The 17,700-nt window shown below is 61.7% G+C and carries 21 protein-coding genes; 1 reads left to right on the top strand and 20 read right to left on the bottom strand.

The annotated features are described in order from the left end of the window. Window positions 1–10: 10 nt before the first annotated feature. The 8 genes from trmD to U8U01_RS02615 form a co-directional block, all read right to left on the bottom strand. Complete coding sequence (gene trmD, locus U8U01_RS02650) at window positions 11–715, bottom strand: tRNA (guanosine(37)-N1)-methyltransferase TrmD (protein WP_322170007.1); 705 nt, start codon at window positions 713–715, stop codon at window positions 11–13. Next, window positions 715–1,239: a ribosome maturation factor RimM gene (rimM, locus tag U8U01_RS02645; protein WP_322170005.1), complete on the bottom strand. Its 525-nt coding sequence runs from the start codon at window positions 1,237–1,239 to the stop codon at window positions 715–717. The genes trmD and rimM overlap by 1 nt, the downstream gene beginning before the upstream one ends. A 56-nt stretch (window positions 1,240–1,295) precedes the next feature. Beyond that, window positions 1,296–1,529, bottom strand: coding sequence for a KH domain-containing protein (locus tag U8U01_RS02640; RefSeq protein ID WP_322170002.1), 234 nt, complete (start codon window positions 1,527–1,529; stop codon window positions 1,296–1,298). Window positions 1,530–1,607: 78 nt separating this feature from the next. Further along, entirely contained in the window at window positions 1,608–1,850 is a 243-nt protein-coding gene (rpsP, locus tag U8U01_RS02635) for a 30S ribosomal protein S16 (protein WP_120425957.1), read from the bottom strand. 91 nt (window positions 1,851–1,941) lie between these two features. Next, entirely contained in the window at window positions 1,942–2,298 is a 357-nt protein-coding gene (locus U8U01_RS02630) for a VOC family protein (RefSeq protein WP_322169996.1), read from the bottom strand. Between the two features lie 117 nt (window positions 2,299–2,415). Continuing rightward, on the bottom strand, window positions 2,416–3,759 hold the full coding sequence (gene ffh / locus U8U01_RS02625) for a signal recognition particle protein (protein WP_322169993.1): 1,344 nt from the start codon (window positions 3,757–3,759) through the stop codon (window positions 2,416–2,418). A gap of 92 nt (window positions 3,760–3,851) precedes the next feature. Next, on the bottom strand, window positions 3,852–4,220 hold the full coding sequence (gene ylxM, locus U8U01_RS02620; protein ID WP_322169991.1) for a YlxM family DNA-binding protein: 369 nt from the start codon (window positions 4,218–4,220) through the stop codon (window positions 3,852–3,854). 546 nt (window positions 4,221–4,766) lie between these two features. Further along, complete coding sequence (locus tag U8U01_RS02615) at window positions 4,767–5,720, bottom strand: L-lactate dehydrogenase (RefSeq protein ID WP_322169989.1); 954 nt, start codon at window positions 5,718–5,720, stop codon at window positions 4,767–4,769. A gap of 76 nt (window positions 5,721–5,796) precedes the next feature. On the opposite strand from U8U01_RS02615, the gene U8U01_RS02610 reads away from it, so the two are divergent. After that, window positions 5,797–6,192, top strand: a complete 396-nt coding sequence (locus tag U8U01_RS02610) for a hypothetical protein (RefSeq protein WP_322169987.1) — start codon at window positions 5,797–5,799, stop codon at window positions 6,190–6,192. A 301-nt stretch (window positions 6,193–6,493) separates the two neighbouring features. Here the strand turns inward: U8U01_RS02610 and ruvX are convergent, their stop codons facing one another. From ruvX to U8U01_RS02545, 12 genes are all read right to left on the bottom strand, one after another. Beyond that, window positions 6,494–6,916, bottom strand: a complete 423-nt coding sequence (gene ruvX / locus U8U01_RS02605) for a Holliday junction resolvase RuvX (protein WP_322169984.1) — start codon at window positions 6,914–6,916, stop codon at window positions 6,494–6,496. Next, complete coding sequence (locus U8U01_RS02600; RefSeq protein WP_322169981.1) at window positions 6,913–7,590, bottom strand: histidine phosphatase family protein; 678 nt, start codon at window positions 7,588–7,590, stop codon at window positions 6,913–6,915. Before U8U01_RS02600 ends, ruvX begins: the two co-directional genes overlap by 4 nt. Next, window positions 7,584–9,101, bottom strand: a complete 1,518-nt coding sequence (locus U8U01_RS17540; RefSeq protein WP_437124378.1) for a dihydroorotate dehydrogenase — start codon at window positions 9,099–9,101, stop codon at window positions 7,584–7,586. The genes U8U01_RS02600 and U8U01_RS17540 overlap by 7 nt, the downstream gene beginning before the upstream one ends. Window positions 9,102–9,117: 16 nt before the next feature. Then, window positions 9,118–9,906, bottom strand: a complete 789-nt coding sequence (locus U8U01_RS02585) for a dihydroorotate dehydrogenase electron transfer subunit (RefSeq protein ID WP_322169977.1) — start codon at window positions 9,904–9,906, stop codon at window positions 9,118–9,120. A 14-nt stretch (window positions 9,907–9,920) separates the two neighbouring features. After that, on the bottom strand, window positions 9,921–10,862 hold the full coding sequence (gene pyrF, locus U8U01_RS02580) for an orotidine-5'-phosphate decarboxylase (protein WP_322169975.1): 942 nt from the start codon (window positions 10,860–10,862) through the stop codon (window positions 9,921–9,923). A gap of 667 nt (window positions 10,863–11,529) precedes the next feature. Next, on the bottom strand, window positions 11,530–12,795 hold the full coding sequence (locus tag U8U01_RS02575; RefSeq protein ID WP_322169972.1) for a dihydroorotase: 1,266 nt from the start codon (window positions 12,793–12,795) through the stop codon (window positions 11,530–11,532). 244 nt (window positions 12,796–13,039) lie between these two features. Continuing rightward, on the bottom strand, window positions 13,040–13,801 hold the full coding sequence (locus tag U8U01_RS02570) for a YdcF family protein (RefSeq protein WP_322169970.1): 762 nt from the start codon (window positions 13,799–13,801) through the stop codon (window positions 13,040–13,042). A gap of 85 nt (window positions 13,802–13,886) precedes the next feature. After that, window positions 13,887–14,357 carry a GNAT family N-acetyltransferase gene (locus U8U01_RS02565; protein WP_322169967.1) on the bottom strand — a complete coding sequence of 157 codons (471 nt, stop codon included), beginning with the start codon at window positions 14,355–14,357 and terminating at the stop codon, window positions 13,887–13,889. A 35-nt stretch (window positions 14,358–14,392) separates the two neighbouring features. Then, window positions 14,393–14,935 (bottom strand): class I SAM-dependent methyltransferase, encoded by a 543-nt coding sequence (locus U8U01_RS02560; RefSeq protein ID WP_322169964.1) that lies wholly within the window; start codon window positions 14,933–14,935, stop codon window positions 14,393–14,395. Window positions 14,936–14,988: 53 nt separating this feature from the next. Next, window positions 14,989–15,312: a phosphoribosyl-ATP diphosphatase gene (hisE, locus tag U8U01_RS02555; RefSeq protein ID WP_322169963.1), complete on the bottom strand. Its 324-nt coding sequence runs from the start codon at window positions 15,310–15,312 to the stop codon at window positions 14,989–14,991. A gap of 1 nt (window position 15,313) precedes the next feature. After that, window positions 15,314–16,405 (bottom strand): 1-(5-phosphoribosyl)-5-[(5-phosphoribosylamino)methylideneamino]imidazole-4-carboxamide isomerase, encoded by a 1,092-nt coding sequence (gene hisA, locus U8U01_RS02550; protein WP_322169960.1) that lies wholly within the window; start codon window positions 16,403–16,405, stop codon window positions 15,314–15,316. 60 nt (window positions 16,406–16,465) lie between these two features. Beyond that, complete coding sequence (locus tag U8U01_RS02545; RefSeq protein ID WP_322169957.1) at window positions 16,466–17,521, bottom strand: radical SAM protein; 1,056 nt, start codon at window positions 17,519–17,521, stop codon at window positions 16,466–16,468. Window positions 17,522–17,700 lie beyond the last annotated feature (179 nt).

Here is a 17,700-nt window from a genome sequence, read left to right as displayed (position 1 = left end):
CTATTTGTGCTCAGCTTTTCTGTTCTGCCTCAGCATAGCGCACAAAAAGGTCTGGCCGGTTTTGCCTGGTGATTGTCAGGGATTCCTCCCTTTTCCACCGTTCAATCTTCTGGTGATGGCCGCTGAGCAATACCGGCGGCACGCTGCGGCCCCGCCACACCTCCGGCCGGGTATACTGGGGGTGCTCCAGCAGGCCGGAGAAGTGGCTCTCCTGCTCAAAGCAGCTCTGGTCCGAAAGCACCCCCGGCAGCATCCGGCTTACCGCGTCGGCCAAAATCATGGCGGGCAGTTCGCCGCCTGTCAGCACATAATCGCCTATGGAAAGCTCTTCGGCCTGGTATTCATCCAGCAGCCGCTGGTCCAGCCCCTCGTAGTGGCCGCACAGCAGGGCCAGGGCCGGCAGCCCGGCCAGTTCCCGGGCCCGCTGTTGGTCCAGCACCCGGCCCCTGGGGGAGAGGTACACCACATGGGGCCGGGCCCCTAAATGCTCTGCCAGGGCGTCCAGTCCCCGTGCAAAGGGCTCGGCCATCAGCAACATACCCTTGCCCCCGCCAAAGACCATATCGTCCACCCGGCCCCGGCGGTCCGGGGAAAAATCCCGCAACTGGTGGCAGCAGATCTGCAACAGGCCCCGCCGCCGGGCCCGGCCTACAATGCTGGTTTCCAGCACAGGGGGGAACATCGCCGGGAACAGGGTAAAAATGTCCATGCGCATCAGGCTTCCTCCCCGCCGCCGTCAAAAATGCCGGGGATGGGCAGCAGTTCTATGACCCCTTCCTCTGGCGCAGTCCGCTTTATCATATGCGCCACTGCCGGGAAAAGGTACTCCTTGCCCCCGCCCACAATGCGGTATACGTCATTGGCAGGGGTGTTTAAAATCTCCTCCACCGTACCGTATACCTGGCCGGTACGGCCGTCCACCGCCTGTAGGCCGATCAGGTCCTGTAAGAAGAACCGGCCCTCTTCCAGGTGTATTTCCTCCCGGTCCAGGTACAGCACCTTGCCCCGCAGGGCGTCCCCTTGCTCTACCGTACTTACCCCGGCCAGGCAGATCAGCAGCCGCCCCTTGTGCACCCGGGCGCTTTGCAGCCCTGCCGGCCGCTGGCCCTGGGGGTCAAAGTAAAACTCCTTGACCTGCTTTAAGAAATCCGGGGAATCCGCCCAGGGCTCCAGGCACAGTTCACCCCGCACGCCATGGGTGCGCACGATTTTCCCCGCCTCTAAAAAACGTTTTTCCATAGTCCCTCCCAAAAGCAAAAAAGGGCCTTAAAAAGCCCCTCTCTGCCATAATTCCGTTAGTCGATCTCCACCATGATCTTCTTCATATCATTGCGTGCGGCGGCGGCGCGCATAACCACGCGAATGGCCTTTGCAATGCGCCCCTGCCGGCCGATGACCCGTCCCATATCGTCCTCTGCCACATGAAGATGGAAGACAACCACGCCGTCCTCCCCTTCCTCGCTGCTGACGGTAATCTCCTCCGGCTTTTCTACCAGGCCCGAGGCAATCGCTCTCAACAGATCCTGCATACTACGTGCCCTCCTTTCTGCGGTAATACTGCTTTTGTGCCTGCAACAGCCCAAAATGGGCCGGTAAGGCGGCACATTTTAGATCACGCCGTGCTTTTTGAACAGATCCCGTACCGTGTCGGTGGGCTGAGCGCCGTTCTCGATCCACTTTTTGGCCTTCTCAGGGTCCAGCTTGACCACGCTGGGCTCTTCCATGGGGTTGTAGTAGCCGATCTCCTCAATGAAACGGCCATCCCGGGGGAAACGGGAATCTGCCACCACAATGCGGTAGAAGGGGTTCTTTTTCGCGCCCATACGGCGCAGTCTGATCTTTACAGCCATGTCATTTTCCTCCACTTGTTCATAAATTGATAGTTTATATTGAAAGGGCCCGCACGCCAAGTGCCTCCCTGTCCAAACCTTGCTGGGGGGATCACTCCCCATTGCGCGGGAAAGTGCGGAAATACACCACATTCCCATCCGGGTCCAGAAAACTCATGTTCACCGCCCCCCAGGGCCGGGCCGTAGGCGGTTCCACAATCTTCACGCCCATCTCTTGCAGCCTTGCATGGGCCGCGTAGATGTCCTCTACCGTAAAGGTCAAAACAGCGCTTTGGCCCTTGCGGGGTGCGTCATCTTTCATGATGGTCAGGTCGGTTTCCTTTACCAGCACAAATTGATGCATCAGGTCGTCCTTGTCCTCCCCGTCCTCTGCTTCCAGCAGCTTTCTATAAAAATCAGCCAGACGGACTACATCGCTGGTCAGCAGGCATACCTCGCCGAGTTTCATCTATTCTCCTCCTCCATCCAATCATTACGCGCCGTACGCCGAAAAGCCCAGCGGGCGGTACCGTGCCGCCGTTACGCCGTCCATGGCCCGGACGGTGGCAATCTTTGCCCCGGCTCACTAAAACGGCATACCGCCGCCCATGCCGCCCAGGCCACGCATCAGCTTTTTGCCTTTTTTACCGCCAAACTGTTTCATCAGTTTTTGTGTCTGCTTAAACTGGTTGAGCAGCCGGTTTACGTCCTCCACTTTCTGGCCGCAACCCGCGGCAATGCGTTTTTTCCGGGAGGCGTTCAGGCTGTCCGGGTGGCTGCGCTCATAGGGGGTCATGGAAAGGATGATGGCCGCGGTGCGGTCCATGATCCGCTCGTCGATGTCCAGTTCATCCACCTTGCCGCCAATGCCCGGCAGCTTGGAGAGGATGCCTTTCAGAGGGCCCATCTTTTTTACCTGCTGGAACTGGTCCAGCATATCGTTCAGATCCAGCTTGTTGTTCATCATCCGCTCAGCGGTTTTGGCAGCGGCCTTTTCGTCCATGCGCAACTGGGCGTCCTCAATCAGGCTGAGCACGTCGCCCATGCCCAAAATACGCCCGGCCATCCGGTCGGGGTGGAACACCTCCAGGCCGTCCAGCTTTTCGCCGGTGCCCGCGAACTTGATGGGCTTGCCTGTCACCGCTTTAATGGACAGGGCCGCGCCGCCCCGGGTGTCGCCGTCCAGCTTGGTCAGGATAACCCCGGTAATGTCCAACAGCCCGTCGAATGTCTTTGCCACATTGACCGACTCCTGGCCGATCATGGCGTCTACCACCAGCAAAATGTCGGTGGGGTTGACAGCCTCTTTCATCCGGCGCAGCTCGTCCATCAGTTGCTCGTCTATCTGTAAACGGCCCGCCGTGTCGATCAGCACATAGTCGTGGCCATAGTCTTTGGCATGGCGCACCGCCTCCCTGGCGGTTTCCACCGGATCCTGGTTGCCCCGCTCGAACACCGGGGCGCCGGCCTTCTCGCCCATGACCTTTAGCTGCTTGATAGCCGCCGGGCGGTACACGTCGCCGGCCACCAGCAGGGGGCGGTGGCCCTGGCTTTTCAGCATATAGGCCAGCTTGGCCACATGGGTGGTTTTGCCCGCGCCTTGCAGGCCGCACATCATGATAACCGCCGGGGGATGGGGCGGGCTTTTCAGCCGCTCCTCGCTGCCGCCCATCAGAGCGGTCAGTTCCTCGTTTACAATCTTAATGACCATCTGGGCGGGGGTCAGGCTCTCCATCACCTCAGAGCCCACGGCCCGTTCGGTGATCTTCCCAGTCAGTTCCTTTGCCACCTTATAGTTGACGTCCGCCTCCAGCAGGGCCAGGCGGACCTCCCGCATGGCCTCTTTTACGTCGGCCTCGCTGAGCTTCCCCTTGCCCCGCAGTTTTTTAAACGAGTTGCTCAGCTTTTCCGCCAAACCCTCAAACGCCATCCGGCTCACCTCTCCCGATTCTATTCTCTGCAAAGCCGCCTGTAAAGCCCACGGCCTTGCATAACCCGCAGGGCCCTTTGCACCGCGGTTTCCTAGTCCCTCTCTGCAATCTCCTTGGCCAGTTCCATAATCTCGCCGGCCCGCTGGTCAATGCCAGCCACCCTGCCGTGCAGGGCGTTCATCTCCTGGATATCCAACGCACAGTCACACACAGCCTCTAAAGCCCGCTGTACCTCCTCAAACCGCTTACACAGCCCCAGCCGCTCTTCCATCTCGGCCAACTGCTGCTCGGCCCGCTTGATGGCGTCCCGCACGCCCTGGCGGCTGATCCGCCTGTCCTCCGCGATCTCCGACAGGGACATATCCTGGTTGTAGTAAGCGTCCATTGCCTCCCGCTGGGTTTCTGTGAGCATCTCCCCGTAAAAGTCCAACAGGTAAGAGATCCTCAAGTCCTTCGCCACAGCCCGCACCCCTCTCTGTAAAGCGACCTTCTTTACATCAGAAAATTATACACTATCCCGGCAGTTTTGTCAACCGGGTTTCCACAAAAAAACAGGCTCTTTACGCTTTTCACGATTTCTTGTATAAGGAGGCCAACGCATCACAACGGCTAGGGCTTGTTTGAAAAATCGAAAACGCCGTCTTTTTACCCAGAAACAGCCATCTTCTGCGTCGAAAATCCTCGTAATACGCAAGTATTCCTTGCGGTTTTCTCCTTGAAGCTGACCGCTTCTGGTCAAAATTCCGTCATTTCCTCTATTTTCAAACAAGCCCTAGGCATAGGGGCCGGCCCTGTACCCCGGTTTCCTGTAGAGGCAGCGCCTTGCCAATGGGCGCCCACACCCTCCGTGGGCCCTGTGCCGGCCATGGTGACGGCGCCCGCCCCACCGGCCTGGGAGGCTACAATATGTAGAACCCCTGGCGGCGCCGTTCCCCGCCAGGGGTATGCCGGGGCGTGGGGCATAGGGGGCCAGGGGCTAAGCGGTTCCCGGCCCTGGCAGGCTTGTCTAGTTTAGCCCCATCCCCTGGTAGCTTTCCTCCAGCACACGGCAGGAGGCGCGGAATTTCTCCTGCTCCTCTTCCGTCAGGCGCAATTCCAGCACCCGGTCCACGCCGTTGCCGTTGACAATGCAGGGCACCCCGGCATACACGTCCCGCTGGCCGTACTCCCCCCGCAGCCGGGCAGAAACCGTCAGCACACTGTTCTCGTCCCCTAGCACGGCCCGGCAAATGCGCACCAGAGCCATGCCGATGCCGTAATAGGTGGCGTTTTTGGCCTCAATGATCTGCTGGGCCGCGTCCCGCACCTCGGTGCTCAGGCGCTGCATTTCCTCCAAACGGTAGCGGCCCTCTGACTGCTCACACACGTCGATAACCGACTTGGTGGCAATCATGGCCTGGCTCCAGGGCACAAACTCGCTGTCCCCGTGCTCGCCGATCACATAGGCGTGCATATTCCGGGGGTCAACGGAGAAATACTCCCCCAGCAGGTACCGCAGCCGGGCGGTGTCCAGGGTGGTGCCGCTGCCAAACACCCGGTTGGGGTTAAAGCCCGAAAGTTCATACGTCACCCTGGTCATAATGTCCACCGGGTTGGTGGCCACCAAAAATACGCCCCCAAACCCGGAACGCACCACCGGCTCGATAATGGACTGGAACACCGCGGCGTTGCGCTTGAGCAGGTCCAGCCGGGATTCGCCGGGCTTTTGGTTTACCCCCGCACAGATCACCACAATATCCGCGTCCGAACAGTCGGCATATTCGCCCGCGTAAATCTTCATACTGCTGCTGGCAAAGGCCACGCCGTGGTTCAGGTCCATGGCCTCGCCCATGGCCCGCTTTTTGTCAATGTCCACCAGCACCAGTTCATCGCAAAGGGAGCGGTTCAGCGCCGAGTAGGCAAAGCTCATACCCACCATGCCGGTGCCCACCAGCACGATCTTCCGTTTGTTGCTGCACATAGGATCCCCGCCTTTCCAGGTCATTTTTCAACTGATATTTAGGACGTATTCCAAAACGCTAATTTATCCAATTATCTTGCATATATTACTTGAAAATTATTCAATTATTTTAAAACACTATGCAAAAAGAATTGTAGAAGAATTAGCGGCAGAATTTTTATCTGAACACAAAGAAGAAATTGAGATGTACAAAAATTCACCCAAACCGGTTTCTAATTCAACACCTGTCATCTCTGCAGAAACCCGTACCTATGCCTATATGGATCTTGACAAAGCCGATGCCATGACAAAGGAAAAGATCTTGGAGGCACGTGACGAGATTGCCAACCAAACTGATTGGTATGCAGATAATCGTGGCGTTATCGGTTTTACTCTGAATTTAGAAACTGGTGAAGTGGAAGAAACCCCCGCTTTTAGTGAACTTTTTCCCGGCTGGGATTTGCCAATTATTGATTTAGATGAAAACAATTAGGAAAATGATTCTTCGTTATATCAGGATGGTGTTAACCCATTGTCGTCAACCTCGACTATATACGATCGAACCATTCTTATACCTAAAGCCGGGGATACCACAGCCAGAGTTTTTCACCAGAATACTGCATTATCCTCTGAATTGACAGTTATTTACTCTACATACACAACCTGATTACATAAATCGGTGTCCGCACCAGCACTTTTGACGCGAATAATATGCAAGGAAATTTTGTTATAGAAAAGACAATAAACTATTGATTTTGTTATAAAATGGCAGGGGCAAATGTCCCTGCTATTTTTTATTTGCAACGGTTCCGCCTGGCCCGCAGGTAGTCCTCCAAAATGATCACCGCTGCCACCGCGTCTACCACGGCTTTGCGCTTTTTCCCCTTGGTATTGGTTTCGTTCAGGTAGCCGTGGGCCGTAATGGTCGTGCCCCACTCGTCCCAAAACTCCACCGGCAGGCCGGTCAGCGCCTTTAGCTTTTCCCCCATTTCCCTGGCAAAGCGGGCGCTGTCCCCTTCGGTGCCGTCCATGTTCCGGGGCAGGCCCACCACCACCAATTCCGCCTGGGCCGATCGGGCCGCCTCCGCCACCCGCTCCGCCAGCCGCCCTTCGTTCCGCTCCTGCACCACCATCAGGGGTGAGGCCAGCATCTCACGGGCGTCGCACACCGCAAGCCCGGTGCGGGCATGGCCCAAATCCACCGCCAGTATGATCATACCGGCTCCCTCCCGGCCATTTGGGTAAAGGAGAAGTAGGTGGGCGGGCGGCGCATATCCTCCGGCAGATGGGACAGGTCGTTCACCGCCTCCCAGCGCAGGGCATCCCCCTCCGCCAGCAGGGTGCTGACCCCCGTGTTGCCGAACACCCCGCTGTCCCGGATGCCCTCCGGCTTGCCGAAGGCCACCCGGGCGTACAGGTTGCGCAGCACCCCCCCGTGGGTGGCGGCCACCAGCGTTTTTCCCGGGTTTTGGGCGATGAGCCGGTCCAGGGCGGCATTGGCCCGGGCATACACCTGGGCCATGGTTTCCCCCCCGGGGAATTGGCACAGGTCCGGGCTCTGGTCCCAGTTCCTTGCCACCTGGGGGAACTGCTGGGCCACCTGGGTGAGCAGCAGGTTCTCCATCTCCCCGCAGTCGATCTCAATGAGCCCCGGCTCCTCAACCACCGGGATACCCGGGTGGTATTGGGCGATGGCCTGGGCCGTGGCCCGGGCCCGTTTTAGGGGGCTGGTGTAGATGGCGTCGATGGCCTCGTTGCGGAAACGCAGGCCCAGCAGGGCAAGCTGCTGCTCCCCGGCGGGGCTCACCTCCGCGTCAAACCGCCCCTGAAACCGGTGCTCCAGATTGCCCATGGACTGGCAGTGGCGGATTAGATAAACTTTCGTCACCATGGCCGCACACCCCCTGTCAGTTCGGATACAGATTTTACCCCGTTCTTCTCCATAAACGCCAGCAGGCCGTCCCGTATCTTAAGGGGCGCGTATGGGTCGGTAAAGATGGCTGTGCCCACCTGGATGGCGCTGGCCCCTGCCAACAGCATCTCTACGGCGTCCTGCCAGGTGGAGATGCCCCCCAGCCCCACAATGGGTATCTGCACCTTTTGGGCAACTTGCCAGACCATGCGCAGGGCCACCGGCAGCACGGCCGGGCCCGAAAGCCCCCCGGTATTGTTGCGGATAACCGGCCGCCGGGTGTTAATGTCGATGCGCATACCGGTGAGGGTGTTGATCAGGGAAACCGCGTCCGCCCCGGCGCTTTCGGCGGCCAGGGCCATTTCGCTGATGTCGGTGACATTGGGGGATAGCTTGACCATCAGCGGCTTTTGGCATACCGCCCGCACAGCCCTGGTGATGCCCTCCACCCCCTGGGCCGTCACCCCAAACTGCACGCCCCCCTCCTTCACGTTGGGGCAGGAGATATTCAACTCTACCATATCCACCGCCGTGCCGTTAAACAGCCGGGCGGTTTCACAGTAGTCCTCCACGGTGCTGCCCGCCAGGTTGGCGATAATTTTCGTCCCCTGCCGGGAAAGCCAGGGCAGGTCCTCCCGGAGGAAATGGGCTGCGCCGGGGTTTTGCAGGCCCACGGCATTGAGCATCCCGCCGGGGGTTTCCGTCACCCTGGGGGGCGGGTTGCCCGGGCGGGGGTGCAGGGTGGTGCCCTTACAACTGATGCCCCCCAATTCGCTGAGGGGGTACAGCCCGGCGTACTCCCGGCCAAAGCCAAAGGTGCCCGAGGCGGCGATCACCGGGTTGCGAAACCCCACCCCGGCCACGTCCACCCGCAGGGGGGAGAACAGTTCCTCCACCAGCCTGCCCTGCCCGTCCAGCAAAAGGCCCTCGCCGTCGTCCAGCCGGGTGACGGCACAGTGGTTGGCCTGCTCATAGGCCCGGCACCTGGCCGCAAAATCCGCATACCGGGTGTGGAACCGGCTGTAATGGGGCAGCACCTGCGCCTCTGCCAGCCCCAAAGCCCGCAGGTCCGTAAGGTCCACGGTGTTCATCTCCGGGCTGTATTGGTTCACCAGCCCCAGGCTGGGCCCCAGCACCAGCGCCCCGGCGCTCCACCCAATGAGCAGCCCCTTTTCCCCTATCTGCCGCAAAACCTCCCGCCCTCCGTGCTTTTGGATGGAATCCAGCAGGTAGTAAGGGTTGCCCCCTATCAGTTCCACCACGTCATAGTGGGCAAGGGCCTCCGCCGGCTGCCTGTCAAAGTCAAAAATCTCCACCGCCAGGCCCAGCGCCTCCAGTTCCGCCCGGCAGCGGGGCACATGGCGGTTTTCCTCCCGGTAAACCGGGTCTGCCGTAACCACCAGCGCGGCCCGGCCCCCGGCCTTGCCATACCGGCCAGCCGCCTCCCGCAGGGGCCGGCTGGTCAGGCCATTGGAACACAATATGATCATAAGCCTCTCCTTCCGCTTACAGGGCGCTTTCCGCTACCCGGTCCATATCCAGCACCGGCCCGTCCTTGCACACATGGCCGTAATACGTCTGGCCGTCCCCATCCAGCAGAGCCACGGCGCAGCCCAGGCAGGCCCCTACCCCGCAGGCCATACGCTGCTCCAGGGAGAGATACCCCCCGGCCCCCCGGCTTTTTGCCAGAGCCTTGGCGGCCTTCAGCATGGGGGCGGGCCCGCAGGCAAAAAGCACGTCAAAGCCCTCTCCCGCCGCCAGTTCCGTTACCAGCCCCTGGTGGCCGTAGCTGCCGTCGTCCGTGGCAACCAGCACTTTGGCCCCGGCCCGGCGGAAGTCCTCCTCCAGAATCACCGTGCCCTTGTCCCGGAAACCCAGCAAAGCCACGGCCTGGCTGCCCAAAGCCTCTGCCGCGCCCAGCAGGGGCGGCACGCCGATGCCTCCCCCCAGCAGTAAAGTCTTTTTGCCGGGGTCAATGGGGAACCCCTTGCCCAGAGGGGCTAAAACCTCCAGGCTGTCCCCGGGCCGGAAAGCCGCCAGTTCCGCCGTACCCTGGCCCCGCACCTGGAACACAAACCGCAGTTCCCCCCGGTCCCGGTCGATCCCACAAAGGGAGATGGGCCGGCGCAGGGTATGCCCCGGCAGGCGTATCTGGGCGAACTGCCCCGGCTGGGCCAACGCCGCCAGTTGGGGGGCGCTCACCCGGAAGTCAAAGATACCGGGGGCCAGTTCCTCCGCGGCAACAAGCCGGCAGGGCAGGGAATCAAAGGGTTTCTTGTCACACCGATCACACATACCGCGGCCTCCCCTTACACCGGCAGGCTGATGCCGCCCAGCCGGGCCATAATCTCGTCCCGCATCCGCAGGGCCTCCCGGCGGGCGGCGCCGGCGTAATCGGCAGGGTCGCAGCCCTCCTTCTGCCAGGCGCACATAATCGCCCGTGAGGAGTTCACAATGGCCCCGGCCCCGTGCTTGTCAAAGGCATGGGCCACGTCCTCGGCCGCGCCGCCCTGGGCCCCGTAGCCGGGCACCAAAAAGAAGGTGTTGGGCAGGGCCTTGCGCAGTTCCTTAAGCTGCTGGGGATAGGTGGCCCCCACCACCGCGCCCACGCCGCTGTAGCCGTATTGGCCGGCCAGTTTCAGCCCCCACTGCTGGCACATATTGCCCATAGCCCGGTACAGGGGCTCGTACATGGCGTGGAGCATCTGATCCTGGAACTCCCCGGCCGAGGGGTTGGAGGTTTTCGCCAGCACAAAGATGCCCTTATCCTTAGCCGCGCACACGCGCAGCAGCGGGTCGATGCAGTCGCTGCCCAGGTAGCCGTTCACGGTGAGCGCGTCTGCGCCAAATGCCTCAAAGCCCTCCCCCTCCACGTCGGTCACGCCCAGATGGGCGGTGGCGTAGGCCTCCATGGTGGCGCCAATGTCATTGCGCTTGCCGTCGGTGATCACAAAAAGCCCCTTTTCCTTGGCATAGGCGATGGTTTCGGCAAGGGCCTTCATCCCCGGCCAGCCGTACAGTTCGTAGTAGGCGGCCTGGGGCTTAACCGCGGGCACCACGTCGCTAAGGGCGTCGATGAGCCCCTTGTTGAAGTCCAGCAGCGCGGCCGCCGCACCCTGCAAGTTTTTGCCGTGGGCCTCGTAGCAGGCAGCCTTTATGTGTTCCGGGATAAAGCTCAGCTTGGGATCCAGCCCGGCCACCGTGGGGTTTTGCTTTTTCATGATACCTTCCAGAAGTCTGTCCATTGACATGGCAATCTCTCCTTAACTTGTTTTTTATTGGATGGGACGTGGGCCTTAAGGGGCCCCGCCCCTTAAGAATCCCCACCAAAGGGCCACAGGCCCTTTGGAAACCCCTTGTCGCGCACGAGGTTTCGCAATTCTTTACAGCCACCGGCCCGCGAGGTGAGCCTTTGCTTAGCCGGTTTCTCTTTTTGCCTCCGGCGGCTTAAGGGGCCCTGCCCCTTAAGAATCCCCGCCAAAGGGCCACAGGCCCTTTGGAAACCCCTTGTCGCGCACGAGGTTTCACAATTCTTTACAGCCACCGGCCCGCGAGCCAGGCCTTTGCTTGAACCGTTTCGCTTTTTGCCTCCGGCGGCTTCCCCGCCAAAGGGCCACAGGCCCTTTGGAAACCCCTCGCCGCGCACAGCGTTTCGCAATTCTTTACAGCCACCGGCCCGCGAGGTGGGCCTTTGCTTGAACCGTTTCGCTTTTGCCTCCAGCGGCTTCCCCGCCAAAGGGCCGCAGGCCCTTTGGAAACCCCTTGTCGCGCACGAGGTTTCGCAATTCTTTACAGCCACCGGCCCGCGAGTCAGGCCTTTGCTTAGCCGGTTTCTCTTTTTGCCTCCAGCGGCTTCCCCGCCAAAGGGCCGCAGGCCCTTTGGAAACCCAACATGGGCAATCGCGAGAGAGCCCTCTCCTACAGCCTGTCAAACACTTTCCGTCCGCGGGAGAAGGTCAGCTTCACCCGGCCTGTCAGCTCCATCCCTTTAAAGGGGGTATTCCGGCTCTTGCCGTGCAGCCGTTCCGGGTCCACCCGCCAGCGCTCCTCCGGGTCGAACACCACCACATCTGCCGGGGCCCCTACCCGCAGGGTGCCGCCTTCTATCCCCAAAATTGCCGCCGGGGCCGTGCTCATCAGCCGGATCACCTCCGCCAGCCCGAACCGCCCCTTTACTGCCGTTAGCACCGCGGCCAGGGAGGTTTCCATGCCAATGGCCCCGTTGGGCGCTGTGATGAAATCCCCCTTCTCCTCCGGGGTATGGGGCGCGTGGTCGGTGGAAATAGCGTCCAGGGTGCCGTCAGCCAGCCCTTCCAACAGGGCCAGCCGGTCCGCCTCGTCCCCCAGGGGCGGGTTCATGCGGTAATCCGCGTCCATGCTTTCCAGCGCCTCGTCGGTAAGCAGCAGATAATGGGGGCAGGTTTCCGCCGTGACCTGTACCCCCCTGGCCTTGGCGTCCCGTATCAGGGCCACCGAGCCCTTCGTGCTCACATGGCAGATATGTACCGCCGCCCCTATGCTGGCCGCAGCGGCAATCTCCCTGGCCACGCCGCAATCCTCGGCAGCGGCGGGCACGCCCTTCACCCCCAGCCGCCGGGATATCTCCCCCTGGTTCATCAGCCCCCCGGCGGCCAGTTCCATATCCTCGCAGTGGGCGGTAAGGGCCAGGCCCAGGGCACGGGCCTGCTCCAGCGCCTCCAGCAGGCAGCGGGTACTGCCCACCGGCCTGCCGTCGTCGCTAAGGGCGATGGCCCCCGCCTCCTTCAGCGCGGCAAAGTCCGTGCACGCCTCCCCCTTCATCCCCTTTGTCACACAGGCTGATGTATACACGCGGGCGTCTGCGGTTTCGGCCCGGTCCAGCAGCGCCCGCACCTGTTCCGGGCTGTCCATGGGGGGCTGGGTGTTGGGCATGGCCAACAGGCTGGTCACGCCCCCGGCCGCCGCCGCCCGGCAGGCAGAGGCCAAATCCTCCTTATGGGTCTGCCCCGGGTCCCGCAGGTGGACGTGCATATCCACCAGCCCCGGCGCGGCCACCAGCCCCCGGCAATCCAGCACCTGGCAGCCGGCCGGGTCTATCCCGTCCCCTACCGCCCCGATCTTCCCATCCTCCAGCAGGATATCCCCTGTTCCGTCCAGGCCCTGGCTGGGGTCAACCAGCCGGGGCCCTTTTAGCAAAATCTTCATGCGTCCTCCTTTTCCCATTACAAAAACAGCCCCACCCATTCCTGGGCGGGGACGTACATAACAAACGGGAAAGCTGCCCGGCACACGCCGCAGCCAACGGGGAAATCAGGGCCTTTTACCACATTTCCGGCACAACCTGCTACCAGCCCGCGCACAAAAGCCACCCCTTCCCTTTTCTCATGATAGATACTACCACAAACCGCCCGCTTTTGCAAGCTTTTTTTGGTCCGGGGCGGCCCTCCCCTTACTGGAACAGCTCCTCCACATACCACTTGGTCAGCGACAGCAGTTCCCGGCCATAGTAAGAGGGGAAAATGACCGGGTCGGTTTTTGCCGGCAGGGCATAGGCGTCAAACCCGGCGCTGCGGGCCAACCGCACCGCCCGGTACATATGGAAGTTCTGGCTGACCACCACCACCCTGGTGCCAAGCCCGTTCTCCCTGGCCACCTCCATGGCAAAGCGCAGGTTCTGCCGGGTGTTCCGTGACTTGTCCTCCATATAAATGCGCGCCGGGTCGATGCCCTTGCGCACCAGGGCATTTTTAGCCGCCAACGCCTCCGGGCAGGGCTCGTTGCCCCCCTGCCCGCCGGTCACAATGCAGTTTACCGCCGGGTTGGCCTGCAAATACTCTGCCGCCCGTTCCACCCGGTTGGTCAGGCTCATACCCATGCGTTCGGCGCTGTACACCTGGGCCCCCAGCACAATCACATCCAGCCCCTGGGGCACGGCCATGGCCTGGCTGCTGATGATCAGCCCCGTCAGAAAAGCCGCCCAGCCCAGGCCCAGCGCATATAGCGCCGCAAAAACCCTGGCCAGCCACCGCTGCCGGCGGCCCTTTTTCACCGCTTTGGGGTACAGCGCCACCAGCGCAATCCCCATCCCGCACACCATTATCCCAAACACCGAGCCCTCCCCAAAGCCCCCGTGAAGGACCGGCATACAAAACCACAAAATCCCCAGCACACAGAGGGCCAAAAACAGCCCCTTACAAACTTTTTTCGCCATTCCCTTGCGTTTCCTTTCTCCAGGTTCCCTTCCATTATACACCATTTTGCAGGGGAGGTAAACCTCTGAGAATGTTAAAGTTTTCTTAATGGGGCGGTCCGTCCGCTTCGGGCTGCCCCGCCGGGAACCACTTCACCTTTAGCACAAAGTTTTTCGCGTCCCCGTACCCGGCCTTTTGGTAGAAATGGGCGTGCAGGGGGCTGTTCACCGCCTGGAGCTCCACCCCGGCAGCGCCCCTTGCCCGGACGCGCCGCTCCGTTTCCGCCAAAAGCCGGGTGCCCAGCCCCTGGCCCTGGCGCTCCCCGGCAACCACGATCTCCTCCAGCACAAAGGAGGTCAGGTCGTCGTAGGGCTTAAAGTAGCCCATGGCAAAACCCAGGGGCTCCCCCGCCTCCATCAAAGCCAGGCCCCAGCCGCCGTCCATGCCCAGCACCTGGCGGATGCGCCTGCCGGCAGACTCCTCCGTCCACTGGCCCTCCTCGTGCCGGTTGTAGTAGCCTATATAAAGGGGCAGCAGGGCGGCTGCATCGCCCGCGCCCAATTCCCTGCATTCCATTTTTCAAATTTCTCCAGTCCCTATGGCCTGGCCGGTTAACGCCGCTTGGCCACCACCAGGAACCGGTGCCCCCGCCGCCAGGAGCCTTCCTCCAAAAGCGGGTAGGCCTGGTTGCCGCTTATCACCCGGAACCCCGCCGCCCGGAACTTGGGCCCCTGGTTTTCCAGGTTATAGTCCGGCGCCCCCGGCCTCCGGGCGTCCATGCCGCCCACCTGTTCTGTCACCAAAAAGCCGCCCCGTGCCAGCACCCTGGCAATCTCCTCCGGCGGGCAAGGCCCCTGCCGGTTGATGGCCACGTCAAAGCAGCCGTCCCCAAAGGGCAGCCGTGCCGCGTTCTCGCAAAACCGCACCGCGGCGCCCCTGGGGCCCAGCCGTTTCAGGCACCGCCGGTAGTCCTCAGCCTGCCACACCACCCCGCCGGTCAGGGCAAGGGGGTGCCCAAGGGACAGCAGGTAGCCGCCGTCCCCGGCGTTCAAGTCCAGCAGCCGCACCTCCGGGCGCAGGAAGTCCCGCACCTTTGCCGTAAAGTCCCAGGGCAGCGGCTCTTGCCAGAGCCCCCCGCCGGTTTGCCTGTCCATCGCCCACGCCTCCCCTTGTAAAGGCTGTTTCCCCCTGCCGCCCCCGCGCCCCATCAGGTATCTTTGTCCACCTGATGGAACTGTTTCAGGTTCCCCTGTTTCCGGGCGCGGCGCTCCAGTTCCGCCTCCACGTCCTCCAGGGGGATACCCTCGTTTACCATCAGCACAATCAGGTGATACAGCAGGTCGCTGATCTCCCCTACGGTTTCGGCCTTTTCGCCGTTTTTCGCGGCGATGATCACCTCGCCGCACTCCTCCGCGCATTTCTTCAAGATCTTATCCAGCCCCTTTTCAAACAGGTATCCGGTATAAGACCCCTCCTGCGCGCCCTCCTTCCGGCTGGCCGCCACCCGGTACAGTTCCTTCAGTGCCTCCATCTTATTCTTCCTCCTCTTGGTTCCCGCTCCATACTTCCTTAAAGAAACAGCTTACAGCCCCGGTGTGGCAGGCCGGCCCGTTGGGCCGCACCTTTACCAGCAAAGTGTCGTTGTCGCAATCCGCGGTAATGCTTACCACCCGCTGGGTGTTGCCGGACGTTTCCCCCTTGTTCCAAAGGGCCTGCCGGCTGCGGCTGTAAAACCAGGTATAGCCGGTCCGCATGGTTTTTCCCAGGGCGGCGCTGTTCATGTACGCCAGCATCAGCACCTGACCGCTGTCCGCGTCCTGCACAACCGCCGGGACCAGCTCCCCCTTCTGGAAAAACCGCTCCAACTCGTCGTTGACCGCCGCCTCCGTTTTCGGGGCCCTGCCTGAAAACCGGTGGCAGGCGCGCACTGCGGCCCGTAGGTCCAGCGTGCCCGCATACAGGGCCTTGCCCGCAATGGCCCCATATAGCCCCAGTTCGTATAGCGCCACCATGTCCAGCAGGCTGCTCACCCCGCCGCTTGCAATGATATTACACCCCACCGCCCGGTTGAGCCGGTCCAGCATCTCCAGGTTGGGGCCGGCCTGGGTGCCGTCCTTCTGAATATCCGTGCAGATAATATACTCCACCCCCATATTCTCCACCTGCCGTGCCAGGTCGATATAGTGGGTGCCGCTCTGGCGGGTCCAGCCCTGGGTCGCGGCCTTCCCCCCCAAGGCGTCAATACCCACGGCGATCCGCCTGCCGTAGGCTTTCACCGCCTCCCGCACAAAGGCCGGGTCCTCCAGGGCCGCCGAGCCCAAAATCACCCGGCCGGCCCCTGCCTCCAGGTATGCCTCCACCGTAGCCATATCCCGAATACCGCCCCCCACCTCTACGTGCATCCCGGCGTGGCGGGCCGTTTCCAAAATCAGCGCCTGGTTCACCGGCCGGCCCTCCCTGGCCCCGTCCAGGTCCACCATATGCAGCCAGTGGGCCCCTTGCTCCCGGAACTGCCGGGCCGTTTCCCCGGCGTCCCCGGCCACCACCTGGGCGGTGGCATAGTCCCCCCGGAACAGCCGTACACACTTCCCCTCATGAATATCAATAGCCGGCAAAATGATCATGCTCTCGCTCCTCTCCCGTTTTTGCGCGCCTGTCCCGCGCCCCTGCCCTCTTCCTCTGCCCTATAGCTTTTCCCGGCAATACCGGTTTAGCAGATAGTCCACGTAATCCCCCCGGCCAAACAGCCGCCGGCTGTCCGGGTCGCCGCAGGCCTGTACCAGCCGGCCCAGCGGCACCGTTTTCCTAACCCTCTGGGCCGTGCTCCTGTCCTGGGCCAGGTTTTCCAGCACCTTTTCCGGGCCGTCCGCCCGCAGGTTCCCCAAACGCCACTGGGCCGCGGGGGTGCCTATGTTGGGGTAAACGTCCAACGCCCCGTCCACATACAGCACCGGCGAAAGCCCCCCGCCCAAATGCTCCGTGGTGCCGTCCTCCCAAAGTTCCCGTACCAGCCGGCCTTCCTCCTGGCCGAATACCGCCTGTAGGTTTTTGGCGTTAAAGTGCTTACAGGTGTACCGGGCCAGTTTCTCCGGTATCCGCGCCAGATCCTCGCTGGTGGGCCAGATGGGGTACAGCTTTTCCGCCTCCCCGTCGCAGGAGCCCTGATGGGCAAAACACACAAAGGGTATGCCGGTAGCCTCGCAGCGCCGTTCCAGTCCCAGCCGGCCGATAAGCTCCTCCACCGCCGGCAGTTCCGGGAGGGTCTGCTTGTTCACAAAAACCTGTATCCTGGGGGCGATGCCGCTTTCCAGCAAAGCGTCCACGGCCCGCAAAATGTCCTGATAAGCGCCCTTGCGCCCGGTAAAATAGTCCGTAAGCCCTTCGCCGCCGAACAGGGTCAACTGCACATACCGCAGCCCCAAAGCCTTCAACCAGGGGGCGTATGCCGGGTCCCTGGCCAGCCGCCACACGCTGGCCAGTTCGTAATGCTCCGGCGGCGTGCCGGGGCTGGAAAGTTCCCTGCACAGCGCCCATTTCTCCCGGTAATCGTCCCCAAAATCCGGCTCCCGGTTCCAGCCGGCCACCGTAAGGGTCTTGGCGTACGGGCGCAGGGCCTCCGCCACAAAGCGCAAATCCGCCTCCCCCATGCGGGGGTTCTCCCTCCACCCCATAAAGCAGTGGCGGCAGCGGTTGGGGCAGCCCAGCATATCCAAAGCCACCAGTATGTTTTCATATTTCATGTTGATCTCCTCCCCTCACAGCACACGCCGGAAAATGGCCCACCCTATAAAGCACTGGCAAAGCCTCCCGCACAGCGGCACTTTCATCCCCAGGCCGGTTCCCACCCCGCAGATGATCCCTCCAAAGCCCTGCCTTCACCACACCGGGGCCACCCCATCCCCTCAAACAACGGCAGAGC

The organism is Acutalibacter caecimuris (assembly GCF_034335085.1).
GTDB classification, from domain to species: Bacteria; Bacillota; Clostridia; order Oscillospirales; family Acutalibacteraceae; genus Acutalibacter; species Acutalibacter caecimuris.
Note: the sequence above shows the minus strand (reverse complement) of the source record. Positions and strands in the feature narration are given on the sequence as shown.